The organism is Comamonas sp. 17RB (genome assembly GCF_030056555.1).
GTDB classification, from domain to species: domain Bacteria; phylum Pseudomonadota; class Gammaproteobacteria; order Burkholderiales; family Burkholderiaceae_C; genus Comamonas; species Comamonas terrigena.
Map to the genome: position 1 here is coordinate 12,905 of NZ_JASHHY010000014.1, position 16,208 is coordinate 29,112.

At 65.7% G+C, this 16,208-nt stretch carries 16 protein-coding genes; 8 read left to right on the top strand and 8 right to left on the bottom strand.

The annotated features are described in order from the left end of the window. Positions 1-32 precede the first annotated feature (32 nt). Positions 33-1,079 carry a recombination-associated protein RdgC gene (locus QM470_RS20730; RefSeq protein ID WP_283340646.1) on the top strand — a complete coding sequence of 349 codons (1,047 nt, stop codon included), beginning with the start codon at positions 33-35 and terminating at the stop codon, positions 1,077-1,079. A 28-nt stretch (positions 1,080-1,107) separates the two neighbouring features. Here QM470_RS20730 and QM470_RS20735 read toward each other — a convergent pair whose 3' ends face one another. From QM470_RS20735 to QM470_RS20755, 5 genes are all read right to left on the bottom strand, one after another. Beyond that, complete coding sequence (locus QM470_RS20735) at positions 1,108-2,340, bottom strand: GGDEF domain-containing protein (RefSeq protein ID WP_283340587.1); 1,233 nt, start codon at positions 2,338-2,340, stop codon at positions 1,108-1,110. Positions 2,341-2,438: 98 nt separating this feature from the next. Continuing rightward, a complete protein-coding gene (locus tag QM470_RS20740; RefSeq protein ID WP_349307072.1) occupies positions 2,439-3,473 on the bottom strand; it encodes a sensor domain-containing diguanylate cyclase in 1,035 nt (344 codons plus the stop codon). Positions 3,474-3,669: 196 nt separating this feature from the next. After that, positions 3,670-4,860, bottom strand: a complete 1,191-nt coding sequence (locus QM470_RS20745) for an acetyl-CoA C-acyltransferase family protein (protein WP_283340588.1) — start codon at positions 4,858-4,860, stop codon at positions 3,670-3,672. Between the two features lie 157 nt (positions 4,861-5,017). Then, positions 5,018-5,488, bottom strand: a complete 471-nt coding sequence (gene cueR / locus QM470_RS20750; protein ID WP_280012987.1) for a Cu(I)-responsive transcriptional regulator — start codon at positions 5,486-5,488, stop codon at positions 5,018-5,020. Next, entirely contained in the window at positions 5,451-5,648 is a 198-nt protein-coding gene (locus QM470_RS20755) for a heavy-metal-associated domain-containing protein (protein ID WP_066538495.1), read from the bottom strand. Before QM470_RS20755 ends, cueR begins: the two co-directional genes overlap by 38 nt. 386 nt (positions 5,649-6,034) lie before the next feature. Between QM470_RS20755 and QM470_RS20760 the strand changes: the two genes are divergently transcribed. Next, on the top strand, positions 6,035-7,741 hold the full coding sequence (locus tag QM470_RS20760; protein ID WP_272970389.1) for a methyl-accepting chemotaxis protein: 1,707 nt from the start codon (positions 6,035-6,037) through the stop codon (positions 7,739-7,741). Between the two features lie 102 nt (positions 7,742-7,843). Here the strand turns inward: QM470_RS20760 and gstA are convergent, their stop codons facing one another. After that, positions 7,844-8,452, bottom strand: a complete 609-nt coding sequence (gstA, locus tag QM470_RS20765) for a glutathione transferase GstA (protein ID WP_066538889.1) — start codon at positions 8,450-8,452, stop codon at positions 7,844-7,846. 387 nt (positions 8,453-8,839) lie between these two features. Between gstA and mnmG the strand changes: the two genes are divergently transcribed. The 6 genes from mnmG (at position 8,840) to QM470_RS20795 (ending at position 14,508) form a co-directional block, all read left to right on the top strand. Beyond that, positions 8,840-10,813 carry a tRNA uridine-5-carboxymethylaminomethyl(34) synthesis enzyme MnmG gene (gene mnmG / locus QM470_RS20770; RefSeq protein WP_283340589.1) on the top strand — a complete coding sequence of 658 codons (1,974 nt, stop codon included), beginning with the start codon at positions 8,840-8,842 and terminating at the stop codon, positions 10,811-10,813. Next, a complete protein-coding gene (rsmG, locus tag QM470_RS20775) occupies positions 10,810-11,472 on the top strand; it encodes a 16S rRNA (guanine(527)-N(7))-methyltransferase RsmG (protein WP_283340590.1) in 663 nt (220 codons plus the stop codon). Before mnmG ends, rsmG begins: the two co-directional genes overlap by 4 nt. Before the next feature lie 87 nt (positions 11,473-11,559). Continuing rightward, entirely contained in the window at positions 11,560-12,174 is a 615-nt protein-coding gene (locus QM470_RS20780; protein ID WP_283340591.1) for a LysE family transporter, read from the top strand. Positions 12,175-12,185: 11 nt separating this feature from the next. Then, positions 12,186-12,962 (top strand): ParA family protein, encoded by a 777-nt coding sequence (locus tag QM470_RS20785; protein ID WP_066538506.1) that lies wholly within the window; start codon positions 12,186-12,188, stop codon positions 12,960-12,962. Positions 12,963-13,026: 64 nt separating this feature from the next. Then, positions 13,027-13,581, top strand: coding sequence for an RBBP9/YdeN family alpha/beta hydrolase (locus tag QM470_RS20790; RefSeq protein ID WP_502846872.1), 555 nt, complete (start codon positions 13,027-13,029; stop codon positions 13,579-13,581). A gap of 3 nt (positions 13,582-13,584) precedes the next feature. Further along, the gene (locus QM470_RS20795; RefSeq protein ID WP_280012999.1) at positions 13,585-14,508 is read left to right on the top strand and encodes a ParB/RepB/Spo0J family partition protein; all 924 of its coding nucleotides are present in this window, start codon (positions 13,585-13,587) and stop codon (positions 14,506-14,508) included. Between the two features lie 81 nt (positions 14,509-14,589). Here QM470_RS20795 and QM470_RS20800 read toward each other — a convergent pair whose 3' ends face one another. Next, positions 14,590-15,420 carry a hypothetical protein gene (locus QM470_RS20800; protein WP_283340593.1) on the bottom strand — a complete coding sequence of 277 codons (831 nt, stop codon included), beginning with the start codon at positions 15,418-15,420 and terminating at the stop codon, positions 14,590-14,592. Positions 15,421-15,483: 63 nt separating this feature from the next. Beyond that, positions 15,484-16,083 carry a tetratricopeptide repeat protein gene (locus QM470_RS20805; RefSeq protein ID WP_283340594.1) on the bottom strand — a complete coding sequence of 200 codons (600 nt, stop codon included), beginning with the start codon at positions 16,081-16,083 and terminating at the stop codon, positions 15,484-15,486. Between the last annotated feature and the right edge of the window lie 125 nt (positions 16,084-16,208).

A 16,208-nucleotide genomic window follows, 5' to 3' on the forward strand; every position in this document is an offset into this window, starting at 1 on the left:
TGCGCTGCATGACACAGAAAAGAGGTTGCTGCGTGTTCAAGAACATGATCGTGTACCGCATTGCGGCGCAATGGCAGGGTGCACTGGAACAGATGGAAGAAGCGCTGCAAAAGACGCCTTTCACCCCCTGTGGAGCGACGCAGGAAAAGTCTTCCGGCTGGGTGCCGCCGCGTGGCGAAGAGCATGGGCTGCTGGCCGAAAGCGTTGGCGGCCAATGGGTGATGCGCTATATGAGCGAGAGCAAGATGCTGCCCGCCAGCGTGCTCAACCGCAAGGTGGCGGAGAAGGCCGAAGCGATTGAAAAAGAGTTCGGCCGCAAACCGGGCAAAAAGGAAAAGCAGGAGCTCAAGGACGAAGCCAAGCTGGACCTGCTGCCCATGGCCTTCACCAAGCAGGGGGCCATGTGGGTCTGGCTGGATCCGCAGGCCAAGCTGCTGGTGCTGGACACCGGTGCCCAGGGCCGTGCCGACGAGGTGGTGACGCTGCTGGTCGAAAGCCTGCAGGGCTTTGGCGTGGCGCTGCTCGATACGCAGACCAGTCCCCAGGCAGCCATGGCGCACTGGCTGATCAGCCAGGAGCCGCCGGTGGGTTTTTCGGTGGACCGCGAATGCGAGCTCAAGGCCGCAGACGAATCCAAGGCGGTGGTGCGCTACGCACGCCACCCGCTGGATATCGACGAGGTCAAGCAGCATGTGGAGCAGGGCAAGCTGCCGACCAAGCTGGCCATGACCTGGGATGACCGCGTGAGCTTTGTGCTGAGCGACACCCTGCAGGTCAAGAAGATTGCCTTCTTGGACAGCGTGCTGGATGAGGCCGGCGATGAAGGCGGTTTTGACACCGATGTGGCGATTGCCACCGGTGAGCTGAGCCGCCTGATTCCGGACCTGATCGACGCCCTGGGCGGTGAAGGCCGTACCGAGCTGGGCCAGGACCTGCCTGCGGCATTGCAGCCGTCGGGCTCGGGGACCGAAACCCTGGCAGTGCGCGTGGCCGGTGGCAGGCCGGCCGGGCAGGGCGGCAAGGTGACCGGGCCGGCCGAAGCCCCGGTGGACACCGATCCGCAGAGCGTGCCGTTCTGAAGGTGGTGGCGGGGCCGCAGCCGCGCCTTCAAAACGGCGCGTCGCGGTGGCTGCGCTCAAAGAAACGCAGCGACTCTGCCGTGGGCTGTGCCAGCACCACCCGGTTGCGGCCGTTGCGCTTGGCTTCGTACATGGCGGCATCGGCGGCCGCCACCAGGGCTTCCCACGGGCTGGGCTGCTGGAGCTGGGCGGTATAGACCCCCACACTGATGGTGAACTCCAGGCGGGGGCCGGTGCTCAGCTGCAATGGGCTCAGGCGCACGGCATCGCACAGGCGCTGGGCCAGGGGCAAGGCCTCGGCGGAATGGGTGTGGGGCAGCAGCAGCACGAATTCCTCCCCGCCGTAGCGCGCCGCCAGATCGCCTTTGCGCAGCTGGCTCTGCAGCGTGTGTGCCACGCTCTGGATCACCCGGTCGCCCACCAGGTGGCCGTGGCTGTCGTTGATGCGCTTGAAGAAATCGATGTCCAGCACCACCACCGACAAGGGCGTGCCGGTGTGCACGGCCTGGGCCATGGCGTCGAGCAGGCCTTGCACCAGGGCCGTGCGGTTGGGCAGCTGGGTCAGCGGATCGAGCCGGGCCTTGTCTTGGTCCAGCGCGGCCTGGCGGTCGTGCAGCATCAGCAGCAGACCGATGCTGGAGAGCACCAGGTTCACGAACAGCGTCAGGCAGACGCTCCACAGCGCCAACTGCTCGTACACCGACAGGCGCTGGCGCGAAAACGGCAGGGGAGAGGTCTCCTGCACGATCAGCGGCAGCAGGGCCAGACTCTGCGCCAGCACCGCCACCACCACCAGCACCCAGCCGCTGCCCGGCGTGCTGCGGCGCATGCGTTGCAGCAGCCACAGCAGGTAGAGCAGCTGGCCCAGCAGCAGGGCGGCATGAAGGCGGTGGAACAGCCCCCAGTCCTGCGGCAGCAGCAGCGCTGCCAACGCCATGGTGATGGCCTGGGGCAGAAACAGGATCAGGCTGTCGCGCACCAGGCGGTCGCTCTGGCGAAAGCGCTGCAGCGCAATGGTGAAACAGGAGGTGGCCAGACAGACCAGCAGCAAGGCGGCCATCAGCAGCGCCAGGCTGGCGTTGCGACTGACCAGGGCCAGCAGCAGATAGGCCATGCCGATCAGGGTGTTGCACCACAGCCCCTGGGACAGGCCCTGGTACCAGAACGGCCGCCCCAGCACCCAGATCACCCAGGCCAGCACCCAGGCAGCCAGGCCGATCATGCCCAGGGCTGTGAGGAAGTCTGGCGCTAACGAAGGCATGGCTTGGCTAGGGATACGCTATGAAGCCATCCTAGCCCAAGCTTTTGCCTGTGGTTCGCCATGCCCCGGTTTGGAGCAAAACGGCCCTGTAAGCCCTTTTAGAGGGTGGTGGTAGGGCAGGACCTCAGTGGATGCCGGAACGCGTGCGACGGCGCGTTTTGTTCTCGTACATGGCGGCGTCGGCCAGGGCCAGGGCCTGCTCGGTGCTGGTCTGTGCCGGGTGCACGGCCACTACGCCGACGCTGGCGCCGGGGTAGTGCAGCAGATCCTCCGCTACGGCCACATCGCACTGGGTGGCCAGCGCCAGGCGCGTACAGCACCTGGGTCGCCGATTGCGAAATCTCCGGGCCGGTGCCCACCATGACGAACTCATCGCCGCCGATGCGTGCGGCAAAGTCGCTGTCGCGCAGCGCATTCAGCAGCTGGCGCGCCACGGTCTGCAGCAGCTGGTCGCCTGCTTCGTGGCCGTGCTGGTCGTTGATCTGCTTGAAGCCGTCCAGGTCGATGAAGGCCAGCAGCACGCTGCGTCCATCGCGCTCGGCCCGGGACCACATGCGGGGCAGTTCCTCCATCAGGGCATGGCGGTTGGGCAGGCCGGTGAGGGCGTCGGTCAGCGCATAGTTGGCCAGCTCCAGATTGCGTTGCTGCAGCTCTTGCAGCAGCAGCTCCCGCTCCACCTGCTGGCCGATCAGGCCGGCGAACAGCTCCAGCGTGGCCATGGCACCGTCGGGCATGGCCTGCTCGACGCCGCTGGCAGCGCACAGCGTGCCGTAGAGCTGGCCCTGGGGCAGGCGCACCGGGGCGCTGACATAGGTGTGCAGGCCCAGGGCGCGGGCGGCCTCGGAATCGCCCCAGCTGGAGACCACATCCGCCGTATAGGGCTGGCGGTCCTCCAGCGCGCGGCGGCACAAGGTGTCCTGCCAGGGGACGACCAGGCCTTCGGGCATCTCCAGCCGGCCGCGGTTGCAGGTGTACAGCACATGCTGCTGGCTGTGGGGCAGGTCGATGCGGGTGAGGTAGGTGGAATCCAGTTTGGTCACCTGCTGCAGCATGTCCAGCAGGGGGCGGGTCAGCTCCTCCAGGGACTTGGCATGAACGAGGGTGTGGCTCAGACGGGGCAGCAGGGATTCCATGGGAGGCACGGGAGCAGGGTGGTCAAGGCTCGGATGATAGGGCGCGCGCAGCGCAACAGACGGTGGCGCGGCCCGGGATGTGTGACAGAGCTTGTCTTAGCGCAGCTGTCGTTGCGGATGCCGGGTTTCAGCTGCTCGGATGGAGGCTGGAACCCGGCATCAACACGGGGCGGAAAGCCCCCGCGCCGGGCGGGCGTCAGACGCGCTCGAAGATGGCGGCAATGCCCTGGCCGCCGCCGATGCACATGGTCACCAGCGCATAGCGGCCACCGGTGCGGTGCAGCTCGTAGACCGCCTTGGTGGTGATGATGGCGCCGGTGGCGCCCACGGGGTGGCCCAGCGAGATGCCCGATCCATTGGGGTTGACCTTGGCGGGGTCCAGCCCCAGTTCCTGGATCACGGCGCAGGCCTGGGCGGCAAAGGCTTCGTTGGCCTCGATCACGTCCATGTCCTGGATCTTCAGGCCTGTGCGGACCAGCACCTTCTGGGTGGCGGGCACCGGGCCGATGCCCATATAGGCCGGCTCCACACCGGCATGGGCATAGCCCACCAGGCGGGCCAGCGGCTTGACGCCCAGGGCCTGCATGCGCTCGCCGGCCACCAGGGTGACAGCGGCAGCACCATCGTTGATGCCCGAGGCATTGCCGGCCGTGACCGAGCCGCCTTCCTTCTTGAAGGCGGGTTTCATGCCCGCCAGGGTTTCCAGTGTGGTGGCCGCACGCACATGTTCGTCGGTGTCGAACAGCACCGAGCCCTTGCGGCTGGCGATTTCCACCGGAACGATCTGCTCCTTGAAACGGCCGGCCTCGATGGCGGCCGCGGCGCGCTGCTGGCTCAGCACGGCCAGTTCGTCCTGCATGCTGCGGGAGATCCGGTAGCGCTCGGCCACGTTCTCGGCCGTGATGCCCATGTGCATCTTCTGCCAGGGGTCGTGCAGGATGCCCAGCATGTAGTCGATGCTCTTGGCGTCCCCCATGCGCTGGCCCCAGCGGGAGGCCAGGTCGAAATAGGGGCCGCGGCTCATGGATTCGGCGCCGCCGCCAATCGCCACATCGCAGTCGCCCAGGGCAATGGCCTGGGCGGCGGACACGATGGCCTGGAGGCCGGAGCCGCACAGGCGGTTCACATTGAAGGCCGGGGTTTCGATGGGGCAGCCGGCATCGATGGCGGCCACGCGCGACAGGTAGGCGTCCTTGGTGTCGGTGGGGATCACATTGCCCATGACCACATGGCCCACGGCATCGGGGGCGATGCCGGCGCGCGCGATGGCCGCTTTCACGGCGGTGGTGGCCAGCTGTGTGTTGGGCACATCCTTGAGGCTGCCGCCGAAAGTGCCGATGGCGGTGCGGGCTGCGCTGACGAGGAAAACCTCGCGGGTCTGGCTCATGCTTGTCTCCTGAGAAAGTGGTCGGGGTGCTGGCGCGGCCTCGCTGTGCCGGGTCCAGCCGCAAATTGTGCGTTTGCACATTGGAAATGCAAAGCCCCGCCGCCCTGGTCATCTGCGTGACCGGATGCGGAGGGGCCCTGGTGGTGGGGATGTCGCTTCAGTGCGGGGGGGCGAGTTCCGGCGCGGCCAGATCGTCCAGGATGGGGCAGTCCGGGCGGTCATCGCCCCGGCAGCAGGACACCAGCGACTGCAGGCTGCGCTGCATGGCCTGCATGGCGGCAATGCGCTCGCCCAGTTCGGCAATGTGCTGCTGGGCAATCTGCTTGACCTGGGCGCTGCTGCGTGCCTGGTCGCGCCACAGGCCCAGCAGCAGGCTGATCTCTTCCATGGAAAAGCCCAGATCGCGGGAGCGGCGGATGAAGCGCAGCGTGTGCACGTCGGCCGGACCATACTGGCGGTAGCCGCTGTCGGTGCGGGCCACTTCGGGCAGCAGACCCAGCGATTCGTAATGCCGCACCATGCGGGCCGACACGCCGGCCAGGCGTGCGGCGTCACCAATGGGCACCGGCCAGTGGGCCGGCGCCGCCGCCTCAGGCGGCGACCTGGTAGCCTTCTTCGGCGATGGCATGGCGCAGGGCCTCGCGTTCGGCGGCACTCTGCACCACCACTTTCTTCTGGGCCCGGTCGATCTGCACCTGGGCCGATGCATCGACTTCGTGCACCGCATTGGTGACGGCGCGCTCGCAATGGCCGCAGGTCATGCCTTCAACGTGAAATTCATGTTCCATGGTGGTTCTCCTGAGAAAAAAGAGGCGGACCCGGATGGGTGTGCTGCCTGGGATGGGTCCATGATGAACCTTCACATGATGGCAAAGTCAAGCCGGTTTTGCAGTCCCCCGCCATGGCGCGGATGGTTTCACGTGAAACCAGGAAGGCAGGGGATGGAGATGCTGCACTGCACAAAGAGACGAAGGAAGTTGCCAGAGTGACTGAAACCCCGTATTCCCGGGGAATTCCCGTCAGTTTCCCCAGGCCACGAAGGGGCGATGTCTGGCAAACTTTGACACTTCTATCCAGAATTTGCATTTATTTGCAATATGACGCCGACGGACGTGGAAATCCTGTGTGTTCAGCTGGATCTGTCTGTTGCTCAGTGCTTTGGAGGTTTGCGGTCATGAATGTGTTTGCACTCATGCGGGGTTTCACGATCAGGTTGCGCATGTTGGGCGCCATCGCGGTGGTATTGGTGCTGCTGGGCCTGCTGGGAGGGGCCGGGATGTGGGGCATGTTCCGCATCCAGGACATGAGCCAGGATTTCCGTCAAACCTCGTACACCAAGGCCCAGCACCTGTCCCAGCTGCGCGCCAGCCTGGGTCTGGTGCGCCAGCACGAGAAGGACATGATCATCCAGTACGAAAACCCGGAGCGCGTGACCAAGGCCAAGGAGTCGTGGCTCAAGGGGCTGGAGCAGGTCAAGGCCGTGTCTCAGAAGTTCGTGGGGGAGGTCAGCGATGCCGACGATGCGCTCGTGCAGGAGCTGATGCAGCGCATGGACAACTACCAGAAGCAGTTCGAGCCGGTGGTGCGCCAGCTGGAAGCCAATGGCTATGACACGGCCACCATCGCCTACCGCATGGGCAACAAGGCCATGGCCGAGCTGGTGGAAGTGGATACCCTGGTGCAGAAGCTGGCCCAGGTGCTGCAGGACGAGGCGGATGCCGCCCAGCGCAACGAAAGCGAAGCCGCCACGCAGACCCAGTGGCTGTTCCTGCTGTCCGTGGTGATCACGGTGCTGGTGGTGGCGCCGCTGACGCTGCTGAACATGGTGTCCATCTGCCGCCCGCTGGAAATTGCCCGCCGCATGGCGCTGGCCATTTCCAAGGGCGATCTGTCCCAGCAGATGCAGGTGGAAGGCAAGGATGAAGTGGCGGACCTGCAAACCGCGCTGCAGGAAATGCGCCGCAGCCTGAACCAGATGGTGGGCCAGGTGCACGACGCCAGCGGCAACATTGCCACGGCCAGCCAGGAAATTGCCATGGGCAACACCGATCTGTCCAGCCGCACCGAGCAGACCGCCAGCAACCTGCAGCAGACCGTGGCGTCGCTGATGCAGCTGACCTCCACGGTGCAGCAGACCGCGAGTTCGGCCCAGCTGGCCAACCAGCTGGCAAGCTCGGCCAGCGACACCGCACTGCGCGGCGGCGCCATCGTCCAGCAGGCCGTGCAGAGCATGCAGGACATCTCCACCTCCAGCCGCAAGATCAGCGACATCATCGGCCTGATCGACTCGATTGCCTTCCAGACCAACATCCTGGCGCTGAATGCGGCGGTGGAAGCGGCCCGTGCCGGCGAGCAGGGCCGTGGCTTTGCCGTGGTGGCCGGGGAAGTGCGCCTGCTGGCAGGCCGCAGTGCCGAAGCCGCCAACGAGATCAAGCGCCTGATCCAGACCAGCGTCAGTGCCGTGGACGGCGGCGTGCGCCACGTGGAAGAGGCGGGCCTGAACATGCAGGAAATCGTCGACAGCGTGCGCCGGGTGGGCGACATCATTGGCGAGATCACTGCGGCCTCGAACGAGCAGTCGTCGGGTATTGGCCAGGTGAACCAGGCCGTGGGCGATATCGACCGCATGACGCAGCAGAACGCCGCGCTGGTGGAAGAGGCCTCGGCCGCCGCCGATTCGCTGCGTGACCAGGCGGGCCGCCTGGCCCAGGTGGTCAACCAGTTCCACCTGGACCAGAGCCTGCAGGTGCAGCACGGCAGCCGTGCTCCGGCCGCTGCGGTTGGCAGCCTGCCAGGCGCCGGCCGGCCGGTGGCGGCGCCGCGCGCTCAGCCCAAGGTGGCTGCAGCCCCGCGCAAGGAAGAGCGTGCTCTGCTGAGCTGACCTGCTCCAGATCTGCTCCAGATATGAAAAGGCCTCCAGTTGGAGGCCTTTTTCGTTGGCGGCAGCGTTGCACGGTCTGTGCATCGGCCTTTCAGCGGCGGCTTATTTGGCCAGGCCTTCGGCACGCAACGCGGCTTGCACGGCAGGGCGGCTGCCCACGCGCTGGCGGTAGGCCTGCAGCTGCGGCAGGTCGCCCAGTTCCAGGCCCACATGCTGGGCCCAGTTGGAGACGGTGAACAGATAGGCATCGGCCACACAGAACTGGGCGCCGGTCAGATAGTCCTTGCCGGTCAGCTCCTTTTCCACCCACGCGAAGCGCTTGCGCAGCTGGGCCAGGATGGTGGGCTTGTAATCGGCGGGGGTGCTGGGGTTGAACAGCGGGCCAAAGCCCTTGTGCAGTTCGGTGCCGATGAAATTCAGCCATTCCTGCACGCGGTAGCGCTCCAGGGTGCCGCTGGCCGGAATCAGCTGCTTGGCAGGCACCTGGTCGGCGATGTACTGCACGATCACCGGGCCTTCGCGCAGGGTCTGTCCGTTGTCCAGCACCAGGAAGGGCACATAGCCCAGCGGGTTGATGGTGTAGAAGTCCGTGCCGTCCTGCAGCGTGTGGGTCTTGGTGCTGGCCAGAATGGCTTCGTAGGGCAGGCCGGCTTCTTCCAGCACGATATGGGGGGACAGGGAGCAGGCGCCGGGGCTGTAGTAAAGCTTCATGGTGTGTGGCATGCCCACGCAGGGCAGGGGGTTGAACACAGTTGCACATGCTAAATCGCCGCACGCCCGGCTGCCAAATCCCTGCTGGACACAAGGCCGGGTGCACGGGGCGCTGCGCTGTTTCACGTGGAACACGCCGGGAGGCGGCAGGGCCTGCGGTGTCCAGGCGCGGTGAAAACCGCGGTTCCAGCCTGGGCGAAAGACAAGGCGGGCAAAGGGTGGGAAAATCAACGGTTTGCACGCGCCTGCACATTTGAACGCAGCGCGGAATGCCGGGGTGACAGCGCGTAAGGCCTGCACAGACGCCGGCGGCAGTGGCAGCCTGTTGCCTGCACTGCCAAGACCTCGGGTGGCATGGCGATGCCGCCCGCGACGGAGTTGAACAACATGCTGTACCCCCAAGAATTTGATGTGATCGTCGTCGGCGGCGGTCACGCCGGCACCGAGGCCGCACTGGCTGCCGCCCGCATGGGCTGCAAGACGCTGCTGCTGTCCCACAATATCGAGACCCTCGGCCAGATGAGCTGCAATCCGTCCATCGGTGGCATCGGCAAGGGCCACCTGGTCAAGGAAGTGGACGCCATGGGCGGTGCCATGGCGCTGGCCACCGACCAGGGCGGCATCCAGTTCCGCATCCTGAACAGTTCCAAGGGCCCGGCCGTGCGCGCCACGCGGGCCCAGGCGGACCGCATCCTGTACAAGGCGGCGATCCGGGAGATGCTGGAGAACCAGCCCAATCTGTGGCTGTTCCAGCAGGCGGTGGACGACCTGATGGTGGAGGGCGACCGCGTGGTGGGTGCGGTCACCCAGGTGGGCATCCAGTTCAAGTCCAAGACCGTGGTGCTGACGGCCGGTACCTTCCTGGACGGCAAGATCCACGTGGGCCTGGACAACTATGCAGCCGGCCGCGCCGGCGATCCGCCCGCGGTCACGCTGTCGGCGCGCCTGAAGGAGCTGAAGCTGCCCCAGGGCCGCCTGAAGACCGGCACGCCGCCGCGCATCGATGGCCGCAGCATCGACTTCAGCCAGTGCACCGAGCAGCCCGGCGACGGCATGCCCGGCGGCATGAACGAAGGCCATGTGCCGGTGTTCAGCTTCCGCGGCAATGCCGCCATGCACCCGCAGCAGATGCCGTGCTGGATCACGCACACCAACGAACGCACGCACGACATCATCCGCAGCGGGTTTGACCGCAGCCCGATGTTCACCGGCAAGATCGAAGGGGTGGGCCCGCGTTACTGCCCCAGTGTGGAAGACAAGATCAACCGCTTTGCGGACAAGGACAGCCACCAGATCTTTCTGGAGCCGGAAGGCCTGACCACGCACGAGTACTACCCCAACGGCATCTCCACCTCGCTGCCCTTCGACATCCAGTACGCGCTGGTGCGCAGCATGAAGGGGCTGGAGAACGCGCACATCCTGCGCCCCGGCTACGCCATCGAGTACGACTACTTCGACCCGCGTGGCCTGAAGAGCAGTTTCGAGACCCGCCAGATCCAGGGCCTGTTCTTTGCAGGGCAGATCAACGGCACCACGGGCTACGAGGAAGCTGCGGCCCAGGGCCTGTTCGCCGGCATCAATGCCGGTCTGCAGGCGCGCGGCCAAGGCCCATGGATGCCGCGCCGCGACGAAGCCTATCTGGGCGTGCTGGTCGACGACCTGATCACCAAGGGCGTGACCGAGCCCTACCGCATGTTCACCAGCCGCGCCGAGTTCCGTCTGCAGCTGCGTGAAGACAATGCCGATATGCGCCTGACCGAAATCGGTCGCCAGCTCGGTGTGGTGGGCGATGCGCAGTGGGAGCTCTTCAACCGCAAGCGCGATGCTGTTTCACGTGAAACAGAACGCCTGAAGGCCACCTGGGTGAATCCGCGCAATCTGCCTGCAGCCGAATCCGAACGCGTACTGGGCAAGAGCATCGAGCACGAATACAACCTGTTCGACCTGCTGCGCCGCCCGGGGGTGGCCTATGCCGCTCTGGTGGGCATGGACGGCGGCAAGTATGAAGCGGCCGAGGTGTCGCGTGAAACGCTGGGCGACCTGCACGACGATGTGCTGGAACAGGTGGAGATTGCCGCCAAGTATTCTGGCTACATTGACCGCCAGAAGGAAGAGGTGCTGCGCGCTGCCCACTACGAATCGCTGAAGCTGCCGGCCGAGCTGGACTATATGCAGGTGGCGGCCCTGTCGATCGAGGTGCGCCAGAAACTGCAAAAGCACCGGCCCGAGACCCTGGGCCAGGCCTCGCGCATTTCCGGCGTCACGCCGGCGGCGATCTCGCTGCTGATGATCCACCTGAAGAAGGGCGGCTTCAAGGGCTTTGCGCCTGCAGCCGCCACCGGCACGGAGCAACAGGCATGAGCGCGGCACTGCGGTCCCAGCTGGAGCAGGGCGCCCAGCAACTGAACCTGGGCCTGGGGGCGGCGCAGATCGACACCCTGATGGCCTTCCTCGACCTGCTGCAGAAGTGGAACAAGGTTTACAACCTGACGGCCGTGCGCGATCCGCAGGAGATGATGACCCATCACCTGCTGGACAGCCTGGCCGCCGTGCCCGCGCTGCGCCGCCATGTGGCCAGCCTGGGGCGCCAGCCCGGCGAGCGGGTGGCGCAGCTGGATGTGGGCTCGGGCGGGGGTCTGCCGGGCGTGGTGTTTGCCGTGTGCTGCCCGGAGGTGGATGTGCACTGCGTGGACACCGTGGCCAAGAAAGCGGCGTTCCTGCAGCAGGCGGCGGTGTCGCTGAAGCTGCCCAACCTCAAGGGCATCCACGCCCGGGTGGAAAGCCTGAAGGGACCGTACGACATCGTCAGCTGCCGGGCCTTCGCCTCGCTGATTGATTTCACTACCTGGTCGCGTGCCGCCATCGCGCCGCAAGGCATCTGGTTCGCCATGAAGGGCAAGAAGCCCGACGACGAGATGGCGGCGCTGGGCGGCGATGTGCAAGTGTTTCACGTGGAACCATTGCAGGTTCCCGGCCTGGATGCGGAGCGCTGCATCGTCTGGTTGCGCCCCATTGGCTGAGCGCACTGGTTCAGTGGTTGCAGTTGGAAGCTGCACTGCAGGCAGCGGTCGCATAAACTCGGCGCTTTGATAGAGCAGGGTACATGCATGCTGGGCGTGGCTGATTACGGCGCTTTCGTTGTCGCCATTCTTCTTTTTCTCCTCATTCCCGGGCCAGGCAATCTGGCCTTGATCACCTCCACTGGCCAGGACGGCGTGCGTGCCGGCATGGTCACCGGACTGGGCGTGATCGCCGCGGACCAGGTGCTGATGTGGCTGGCGGTGGCCGGTGTGTCGGCCTTGCTGGCTGCGCACCCGGCCCTGTTCCATGCAGTGCAGTACCTGGGGGTGGCCTATCTGGGCTGGCTGGGCTGGCGCATGCTGCGGGCCCAGCCCGGCGATGCGCCGGTGCTGAAGATGGCACCACGCCAGTATTTCCGCCAGGGCGCCCTGATCACCTTGCTCAACCCCAAGGCCATCGTGTTCTACATGGCGTTCTTTCCGCTGTTTGTCGATCCTGTCCAGCACCGGGGCGTGCTGACCTTTGCAGTCATGGCCGCCACGGTGGCGCTGCTGACGGCGCTGTACAGCGTGGTGGTGGTGCTGCTGACGGCCCGCATGGCCCAGCGTCTGCGGGCCAATCCCGTGGTGGTGCGTGTGCTGAATAAGACAGCAGGTGTGTTTCTGATCGGTTTTGGCCTCAAGTTGGCCATCTCCAAGTAAGCTAAAAAACTATGGCCAAAATCTTCTGTGTCGCCAACCAAAAAGGTGGCGTCGGCAAAACCACTTCGGCAGTGAATCTGGCAGCCGGTCTGGCCAGCATCGGCCAGCGCGTGCTGCTGGTCGATCTGGATCCCCAGGGCAATGCCACCATGGGCTCGGGCGTGGACAAGCGCGCCCTGGAGCTGACGGTGTATGACGTGCTGCTGGAAAACGCCTCCGTCAAGGAAGCCGCCGTGCATTCCGAGCAGGTGGGCTACCACGTGCTCGGCGCCAACCGCGAGCTGTCCGGCGCCGAGATCGAGCTGGTGTCGCTGGAACGCCGCAACGAACGCCTCAAGGGCGCGCTGAGCACCGTCGACGGCGACTACGACTTCGTGCTGATCGACTGCCCGCCTTCGCTGTCCATGCTGACGCTGAACGGCCTGTGCTCGGCCCACGGCGTGATCGTGCCCATGCAGTGCGAGTACTTCGCGCTGGAAGGCCTGACCGATCTGGTGAACACCATCAAGCAGGTGCACGCCAACATGAACCCGGACCTGCAGATCATCGGCCTGCTGCGCGTGATGTTCGACCCCCGTACCACCTTGCAGCAGCAGGTCAGCGACCAGCTCAAGGACCACTTTGGCGACAAGGTATTCGACACCGTCATCCCCCGCAATGTGCGTCTGGCCGAAGCCCCCAGCTACGGCCTGCCGGGCGTGGTGTTCGACCCGTCCGCCAAGGGCAGCAAGGCCTTCATCACCTTTGCCAAAGAGATGGTGGGCCGCATCAAGAAGATGCGCGTCTGAACATGAAGACAACCAGCTGCCGCGGCCCTTACCGGGCGCACCGGCAGCTATGAAAAGCAAAGCAATGGCCTCTTTCACCCCTTCGGATGTGCTGCTGCTGCCCGGCTGGCAGAACTCCGACGCCGACCACTGGCAAAGCCGCTGGGAACAGCGCTACGGTTACCAGCGCCTGGAGCAGCACGACTGGCAGCGCCCGCTGCGCGGAGACTGGTCGGCGCGGCTGCAGGAGCATCTGGTCGATGCTCCGGCGCCGGTGGTGCTGGTGGCACACAGCCTGGGCTGCATTCTGGCGGCCTGGTGGGCGGCCCATTCCCCGCTGGCGCGCACCCAGGTGCGGGCAGCCTTGCTGGTGGCTCCGGGTGACGTGGAACAGCCGGACCTGCGCGCGCAGCTGCCAGGCTGGTCGCCGGTGGTCCTGCAGGCCCTGCCTTTCCCCTCGGTGCTGGTGAGCGGCAGCAACGACCCGTATTGCGCCCAGGCGCGTGCGCGGCAGTTTGCCCAGGCCTGGGGCAGCCAGTGGGTGGATGCAGGCCCTGCGGGCCATATCAACACGGCCAGCGGGCTGGGCGACTGGGATGCCGGCCACGCCCTGCTGGAACAACTGATGAAAGACAACTGAACCATGGCAACCAAGAAACCCAAGGGCCTGGGACGTGGCCTGGAAGCACTGCTCGGCCCCAAGGTGGATGACAAGGCGGCCCAGGCCGAAGCCGTGCAGACCGGCCAGCCTAGCACGCTGAACCTGGACCAGATGGTGGCCGGCCAGTACCAGCCGCGCACGCGCATGGACGAAGGCGCACTGTACGAGCTGGCGGAAAGCATCAAGGCCCAGGGCATCATGCAGCCCATCCTGGTGCGCCTGCTGGGCCAGGGTGCGAACGCCGGCAAGTACGAGATCATCGCGGGCGAACGCCGTTTCCGCGCCTCCCGGCTGGCGGGCCTGGACAGCGTGCCGGTGCTGGTGCGGGATGTGCCGGACGAAGCCGCCGCCGCGATGGCGCTGATCGAGAACATCCAGCGCGAAGACCTGAATCCGCTGGAAGAAGCCCAGGGCCTGGCGCGCCTGGTGCAGGAATTCGGCCTGACGCACGAACAGGCCGCCCAGGCCGTGGGCCGCAGCCGCTCGGCCGCCTCCAATCTGCTGCGTCTGCTGAACCTGGCAGATCCGGTGCAGACCATGCTGATGGCCGGCGACATCGACATGGGCCATGCCCGTGCGCTGCTGGCGCTGGACAAGGCCGGCCAGATCACGGCCGGCAACCAGATTGCGGCACGCAAGCTGTCGGTGCGCGAGGCCGAAGGCCTGGTCAAGAAGATCACCGAAGAGAACGACGGCACGGCCGCAGCCAAGGCCAAGAAAGTGTCCAAATCGCGCGATGTGCAGCGCGTGGAAGAAGAGCTTTCCGACCTGCTGATGGCCCAGGTGGAAGTGCGCGTCAAAAAGCGCGTGAAGCGCCACGGCAAGGTGCAGGACATGGGCGAGGTGGCCATCCAGTTCGGATCGCTGGACGAGCTCAACGGGCTGATCGAACGCCTGCGCGGCTGAGCCCGGTCCCGCCGGATACCGGGCAACCGCCCATGAAAAAAGCCTCCGGATGGAGGCTTTTTTTCGTGCAGCGCCGGGCGCTTACTTGCCGACCTTCAGCTGGCCGCCGCGGCCCAGGCCGCCCTTGACTTCCTGCGCCTTGTAGTTGCGCAGCGACACCACCATGTTGTTGTAGGCATCCATGAAGGCTGCCACGGTGGCCTTGCCTTCCGGCGAGCGCGAGAAGCCGCCCAGACCGGCTGCAGCACCGCCACCCAGGCCGCCCAGTGCGGCACCGAAATTGGTGGCGGTGGCATTGCCTTCGGAGATGGAGATCTGCACGCCCGAACGGATGTCGAACATGCTCAGCGTGACCACGGAGGCCTTGCTCTGCATGGCGCCGCCCACCAGGGCACCCACGCCGCCGAACAGGCCGCCCACGCCCGCGGCGAGCTGGCCGGTGGCGTCGTTGTCAATGATGATCGACGGTTCCATGTAGTAGTCGGCCGCCACGCGCTGGCCCTTTTGCTGCTTGGAGCCGGCGCGGAATTCACCGGAATTGCGTTGCTTGTCGGTGATCGCCGACAGCTTGCTTTCCGTGCGGTTGTTGCCCACCGAGGTGATCACGAAGCAGTTGGACTGCTGCACGGCCAGGCGGATCAGTGGCTCGATGGTGGTGATCTTGGTGGCAGCGCCAAAGCTGGCATACCACTCCTTGTTGCGGCCATCGTCCACGGCCAGGGTGCCCAGAGGGGCATCGCAACGCTCCAGCGTCGGGTTGGCGTTCACGCTGCTGGCGCCACCTGCCGCACCCGTGGCGGCCGTGGGGGCCGTGCCCGTGGAGATGGTGCCGCCGCCAGGGGTGACGCAACCTGCGAGGGTCAGCGATGTGGCGATGGCAACCCAGCGGAGGGCGGAAGTGGTCTTGGACATAAACAGAGGACTCGCTAAGAAAAAGAGTGGATGAAAAATGGAGGTCCGGCAGGCCGCTGCGCGTCAGCGCAGATTCCAGCCGGAGGAGTTCCAGACCCAGTAATACGGCGCGCTGTAGTACCAGCTGCCCCAGGATTTGCGGTAGGCGTCGCGGATCTGGTAGAGGCGTTGCTCGTCCTGCTTGGCCGCCTGGGCCTCCTTGAGCAGCTTCTGGGATTCCCGGTCGCCTCGGGCGGCGGCGCGACTGAGCCAGGATTCGGCTTCTGCCGGATCTGCGCCCATCTCTTCCACACCGGTCAGGTACATGCGCCCCAGCGCCACCTGGGCCGGCAGGTGGCCGCCATCGCCGGCCTTGCGCAGCCATTCGATGGCCTGGTAGCTGTTGCGCTCCACACCATCTCCGCGCAGCAGGCGCATGCCCAGGTCGTAGGCGGCGCGGGGGTCGCGCTCGGCCAGCTGGGTCAGGGCCTGCATGCGGCGCTCTGCTTCGGCATCCACCGGGGTGCCCTGGAAGGTGGTGGCGCTGCGGTGCTGGTCCGCGCAGACATTGCCCTGGCAAATGCGCACGGTTTCCGGACGCGCCGTCTGCTCCGCAGGAGATTGTGCGGCGCAGCCCACCAGTGAAAGCGCGAGCAACGAGCCGGTCCACAACATTGGGTGCATGGTGTCTCCTGAAAGGAAAAATCTGTCGGGTGAAAGATCGAAACCGCTGATAGTAACAAACGCAATCAATTGCTATTCACGCTGTAAAACATGAATATGCCGGAGAACACCGTCGCTTGCCAATC